Annotated in this window: 7 protein-coding genes; all 7 read left to right on the forward strand. The window is 58.8% G+C overall.

Translation table 11 applies throughout. From position 1 onward, the window contains the following. Positions 1 to 37: 37 nt before the first annotated feature. Complete coding sequence (gene acpP / locus NDI87_RS15975) at positions 38 to 277, forward strand: acyl carrier protein (protein WP_296160201.1); 240 nt, start codon at positions 38 to 40, stop codon at positions 275 to 277. 152 nt (positions 278 to 429) lie between these two features. Next, positions 430 to 1,677, forward strand: a complete 1,248-nt coding sequence (gene fabF, locus NDI87_RS15980) for a beta-ketoacyl-ACP synthase II (RefSeq protein ID WP_296276480.1) — start codon at positions 430 to 432, stop codon at positions 1,675 to 1,677. 25 nt (positions 1,678 to 1,702) lie between these two features. Then, complete coding sequence (locus NDI87_RS15985) at positions 1,703 to 2,131, forward strand: hypothetical protein (RefSeq protein ID WP_296276469.1); 429 nt, start codon at positions 1,703 to 1,705, stop codon at positions 2,129 to 2,131. Further along, a complete protein-coding gene (gene rpoE / locus NDI87_RS15990) occupies positions 2,132 to 2,776 on the forward strand; it encodes an RNA polymerase sigma factor RpoE (protein ID WP_296276472.1) in 645 nt (214 codons plus the stop codon). A 51-nt stretch (positions 2,777 to 2,827) separates the two neighbouring features. Further along, positions 2,828 to 3,445, forward strand: coding sequence for a sigma-E factor negative regulatory protein (locus NDI87_RS15995; RefSeq protein ID WP_296276474.1), 618 nt, complete (start codon positions 2,828 to 2,830; stop codon positions 3,443 to 3,445). Next, a complete protein-coding gene (locus NDI87_RS16000) occupies positions 3,442 to 4,467 on the forward strand; it encodes a MucB/RseB C-terminal domain-containing protein (protein ID WP_296276476.1) in 1,026 nt (341 codons plus the stop codon). Before NDI87_RS15995 ends, NDI87_RS16000 begins: the two co-directional genes overlap by 4 nt. Before the next feature lie 38 nt (positions 4,468 to 4,505). Next, the coding region (locus NDI87_RS16005; protein WP_296276478.1) for a Do family serine endopeptidase at positions 4,506 to 5,883 on the forward strand (1,378 nt) is incomplete at its 3' end.

Consider the following 5,883-nt stretch of genomic DNA (forward strand, 5'->3'; position numbering starts at 1 on the left):
AAATCACGGATCTTTTCACAACCCTTTGAGGGAACCCATGAGCGATATTGAAGCACGCGTTAAAAAAATCATTGCCGAACAACTCGGTGTTGAAGAATCCCAAGTCACCAACGAAAAAGCCTTCGTGGCCGATCTGGGCGCAGATTCCCTGGACACCGTTGAACTCGTGATGGCACTTGAAGACGAGTTTGGCATTGAAATTCCAGACGAAGATGCTGAAAAAATCACCACGGTGCAAAATGCCGTTGACTACGCTACCAACCACAAAAAAGCGTAATCCTGAAAGCTGACATCCGCAGAGGGTGTCGCTAACGTCAGCATCACACGCCGGTCGTTGACGGGTCGTTGTGTGCTGGCGGTACCCAATCCCGATCCCACCCTGTCATGGGGTGAGGTTTTATTCGTACGAACCACTGACTGCTTATGAATATGCCTCGTCGTCGCGTTGTCGTTACTGGTTTGGGTTGTGTCAGTCCCGTTGGCAACACGGTAGACACGACCTGGACCAATTTGTTGGCTGGTCAGTCCGGCGTGGGTTTGATCACCCATTTTGATGCTTCCACATTCAACTGCAAGATCGCAGCTGAGGTCAAAGGTTTCGACATCGAGTCCTACATGAGCGCCAAAGAGGCGCGCACCATGGACACCTTCATTCACTTTGGCATTGCAGCGGCGGCTCAGGCCGTGCTTGACGCCGGCTTGCCCACCGGCGACGATCTGAGTGAAGAACTGGCCACGCGCATTGCCTGTGTGATCGGCTCCGGCATTGGCGGCCTGCCCATGATCGAAAACGTGCACACCGAATTTGTTCAGCGCGGTGCGCGCCGGATTTCGCCTTTCTTTGTGCCGTCCACCATTGTCAACATGATTGCCGGCCATGTGTCGATCCGTTTCGGCTTCAAAGGCCCGAACCTGGCCATTGTGACCGCCTGTACCACCGGCTTGCACTGCATCGGTCAGGCTGGGCGCATGATCGAATACGGTGACGCCGATGTGGTGGTCGCCGGTGGTTCCGAGGCCACCGTGTCGGCGCTGGGCGTGGGAGGCTTTGCCGCCATGCGCGCCCTCAGCACCCGCAATGACGATCCCGCCACCGCATCGCGCCCCTGGGACACCGACCGTGACGGTTTCGTGCTGGGCGAAGGTGCCGGCGTCATGGTGCTCGAAGAATACGAACACGCCAAGGCGCGCGGCGCCAAAATTTACGCCGAGCTGGCCGGTTTTGGCATGAGCGCCGACGCCGGTCACATGACCGCGCCCAACATGGATGGGCCGCGCCGCGCCATTGTCAGCGCCTTGGCCAATGCCGGCCTCAATGCCGACCAGGTGGACTACGTCAATGCCCACGGCACCTCCACGCCGCTGGGTGATGTCAATGAATCCAACGCCATCAAGGCTGCATTGGGCAGCCACGCCAGGAACGTGGTGGTCAACTCCACCAAGTCCATGACGGGCCACTTGCTGGGTGGCGCCGGAGGGTTGGAATCCGTGGTCACGGTGCTGGCCTTGCATCACCAAAAGAGCCCGCCCACCATCAATATCTTCAACCAGGATCCTGAATGCGACCTGGATTACTGCGCCAATACTGCGCGTGACATGAAGATTGACGTGGCTGTCAAAAACAACTTTGGCTTTGGTGGCACCAACGGGTCCCTGGTTTTCAAGCGGGCACCCTGACGTTTCTGCTTCAGCGTCACAAACCATGTACAACGCCCCGGCCGTGAGTTATCCGGTGGGGCGTTCGCCTTTTCAGACTGGCTTGACGCTGGCCGTGGTGCTGGCGGGCGCCGTCGCCCAAGGCGCCTGGTGGCTGTTATCGGTCGCGCATGGTGCCGATCATCTGCTTGGCTTGTTGCTTTGGCTGCTTGTCGGTGCCTGGACGTTTTGGTCTGTTTTGCACACCCCCCGGACGCAACTGGTTTGGGATGGCCAGGGCTGGCACTGGCCTGCTGGTGCATCCACCCTGCTGGAGCGTCCGCAGGTGATTCTGGATGCGCAGCACAGTTTGCTGCTTTGTTTTCGGCAGCAAAGCGGCACAGCGGTTTGGCTCTGGCCCGCACAACGGACGCAGCCTGATCGCTGGCTGGCCTTGCGCCGTGCGCTGTTCAATCCTGCGTCGCCAGAGGCTTGAATGCCGGTTGACCAAAAACCCGATTCAGACCAAGCGCCGCAACCCGGCGACAGTGATGCCATGCTGGTGGAGCGGGCAGTCGCCGGTGACCAGCGCGCCTTCGAACTGCTGGTTATCAAGTACCAGCGCCGCATTGAACGGCTGATTGGGCGCATGGTGCGCGACGTCAATCTGGTGGAAGACATTGCCCAGGAAACCTTTATTCGTGCTTACCGGGCGCTGCACCAGTTCCGTGGTGATGCCCAGTTCTACACTTGGCTCTACCGTATTGCCGTCAATACCGCCAAGCGGTTTTTGCTCAAACTCAAGCATGATCCTGCTGTTTTGCATAGCGCCATGCAAGCCAATGACGAGGACGATGAAACTTTTCAACGCAGAAATGAACCAAGCACAGATGAAACACCCGAGTCGGTGTTGGCGGCCAAGGAAATTGGCCAGGCGGTCAACGACGCGCTGGCGGCCTTGCCTGACGATTTGAAACAGGCATTGACCCTGCGCGAAATAGACGGTTTGAGTTACGAGGAAATTGCTGACGTGATGAATTGCCCTTTAGGCACTGTGCGCTCGCGTATCTTCAGGGCGCGCGAGGCTGTGTCCAGCAAGGTGAGACCCATGCTGGAAAGGCAGACGGGCAAGCGTTGGTAAAAACAGTGGTTCGGATAGGGACAAGGCATCATGGCAGAGGCATATAAAAGCATGACAGACAGCTTGATTGAAAACAGTGAGTTGGTTTCGGCCTTGGTCGATGGGCAATTGCGCGACGCCGAATTTGCCCGGGCCATGGCGCATCTGGAGCGCAGCAGCGAGGCGCGCCAGCGCTGGCACAGCTACCATGTTCTGGGCGATGTCATGCGCACCGGGCAGGCCGACGTGCGTGCCCATGATGCCGACTTTGTCGTGCGACTGCGCGCCAGACTGCAACAGGAATCCGTGCCATTGGCTTTGCAACAGGCGCCTGATGCGGTGCTTCCTGGAGCCACCGTTTCCAGCGCCAATGACCAGCGGTGGCGGTTGGTGGTGGGCTTGGCCTCGATCGCCATGGTGGCGGTGGTCGCCTGGCAAGGTTTTCAGGGCCAGGCTTCACCGGGTACGCAACTGGCCGCCGTACCTCCCAGCGTTCAATCCACAGCATCCCCGCTGGCGCAGTCGGGCGCACCGGCGGGGGCCACCACCATAAGCGCAGCACAGGTCATGATTCGTGATCCGCAGCTTGATGCCTTACTGGCGGCGCATCGTCAGTTTGGCGGCACCTCGGCATTGCAAACGCCGACCGGTTTTTTGCGCAACGCCACCTTTGAAGAGAGTGCACGTTGAGTTGGCGCAAAGTTTTTTTACTGACATTGAGCCTGGCTTTCAATGTCAACATGGCTTGGGCGCAAGGCGAGCCCAGCCCGCCAGCCGCCCAGGCAATCAAGGCTGAAGACGCACCCATCAGTCGCTGGCTGATGCGCTTGCACGATGCCGCCAGGCAACAGACTTATGTGGGGACCTTTGTGGTGACTGCGGGTGACACCATATCGTCCTCGCGCATCTGGCATGTGTGCGACGGCCAACAGCAAATGGAGCGGGTAGAAGCCCTTACCGGCGTGGCCCGCACCACGTTTCGGCGCAATGACCGGGTGGTCACGTTTTTGCCTGAGCGTCGAGTGGTCATTTCTGAAACCCGAGAGTCGTTCGGCCTGTTTCCCAATTTGCTGAACCGGGCCGACTCGTCGATTGCCCGGCTTTACGGGCTGAAAGTTCTTGGGCAGGAACGTGTTGCCGGTTATGTCTCGGATGTGGTGCATTTGGTGCCGGCCGATGCATTGCGGTTTGGTTACAAGGTCTGGACCGAACGTGAAACCGGTGTGGTGGTCAAGCTGCAAACCCTTGATGCTGCCCAGGGTGTGCTGGAACAGGCGGCATTTTCAGAATTGCAATTGGGAGAGCCGGTCAGCATGGCCAGGCTGGCGGCCCTGATGGACAACACCGAGGGGTTCAAGGTGCACAAGCCGGAACTGGTCAAAACCACGGCGGCGCAGGAGGGCTGGTCGTTCAAAGGCCAGGTGGCTGGCTTTCAACCCATGGCTTGCCAGAAGCGCGTAAGCGCAACTCAACCAGGGGCAAGCGCCAACACCTTGCAATGGGTTTTTTCGGACGGCCTGGCGTCGGTGTCGCTGTTTATAGAAAGCTTTGACGCCGCGCGACACCGCAGCATGGTGCCGCATGAGCAATTGGCCATGGGTGCCACCCATATGCTGACGCGGCGCCTGGGGTCCTGGTGGATCACGGCCGTGGGCGAGGTGCCGGCAACAACCCTGGCTATTTTTGTCCAAGGGCTTGAAAGAAACAAATGAGTCTCCAAATTTCTGTGTGTTTTTAAAAAAGGCCGATCATGATTCGATTCAACTTAAAAGCTTTGTCTGCCTGTGCCCTCAGTGCCGCCCTGGCTGCCACGGTATCCACTGTGCTGTTGCCCATGACGCCGGCTGTTGCCCAGGTGCGCGTACTGCCTGACTTTACAGATCTGGTGGAACAGGTCGGGCCGTCCGTGGTCAATATCCGGACGCTGGAAAAAGTTTCGCCCCGGTCTGCTCCAGGGGGCCAGTTTGATCCGGACATGCTGGAGTTTTTCCGCCGTTTTGGCCTGCCGATCCCCAATATTCCCAATGGCCCTCGGCAGAGTCCGCCGCCCGGACATGGCCAGCAACCCAATCAGGAAGAGCAACCGCGCGGTGTCGGTTCTGGCTTCATTCTGACCTCGGACGGCATGATCATGACCAATGCCCATGTGGTCGATGGGGCTGACGAGGTGCTCGTGACGCTCACTGACAAGCGTGAATTCAAAGCCAAAATCATCGGCGCCGACAAGCGCAGCGACGTGGCGGTGGTCAAGATTGAGGCCACCGGCCTGCCTGCAGTCAAGGTGGGTGACGTGAGTCGCCTCCGGGTGGGCGAGTGGGTGATGGCGATTGGCTCGCCGTTTGGCTTGGAAAACTCCGTGACGGCCGGCATTGTCAGCGCCAAGCAGCGTGACACGGGTGACTATTTGCCTTTTATCCAGACCGATGTGGCCATCAATCCGGGCAACTCAGGCGGCCCGCTGATCAACATGCGTGGTGAAGTGGTGGGCATCAACAGCCAGATTTACTCCCGCTCGGGCGGTTCCATGGGCATTTCATTCTCGATTCCGATGGATGAAGCGGTGCGCGTGAGCGAACAATTGCGCGCCACCGGGCGCGTCACGCGGGGCCGTATTGGCGTGCAGATTGAACAGGTGAGCAAGGAAGTGGCAGAGTCGAGCGGCCTGGGTACGCCTTATGGTGCGCTGGTGCGCGGCGTTGAAACCGGTGGTCCGGCCGACAAGGCGGGCGTCGAAGCTGGTGACATCATCATCAGGTTCGAGGGTAAAAAAGTTGAAAAATCCAGCGACTTGCCACGCATGGTGGGCAGTACCAAGCCGGGCGTCAAGAGTGCGCTGACGGTGTTCCGCCGTGGCGCGAGCAAGGATTTGTCAGTCACCATAGCCGAGATCGAGCCTGACAAAACAGCAGCAAAAACCCCTGAGAAAACGCCTAAAGCCATGGAATCCAAAATGGCTCAGACGATGGGCCTCGAATTGAGCGATTTGACCGATGCCGTCAAGAAGGAGTTGAAGATCAAAGCTGGCGTGCAGGTCAATGCCAGCAGCGGTGCGGCGGCGCGCGCGGGTTTGCGCCAGGGTGACGTGATTCTGTCGGTGGCCAACGTGGCGGTGGTCAATGTGGCCGGTT

This window comes from Rhodoferax sp., from assembly GCF_023701345.1.
GTDB lineage: Bacteria > Pseudomonadota > Gammaproteobacteria > Burkholderiales > Burkholderiaceae_C > Rhodoferax.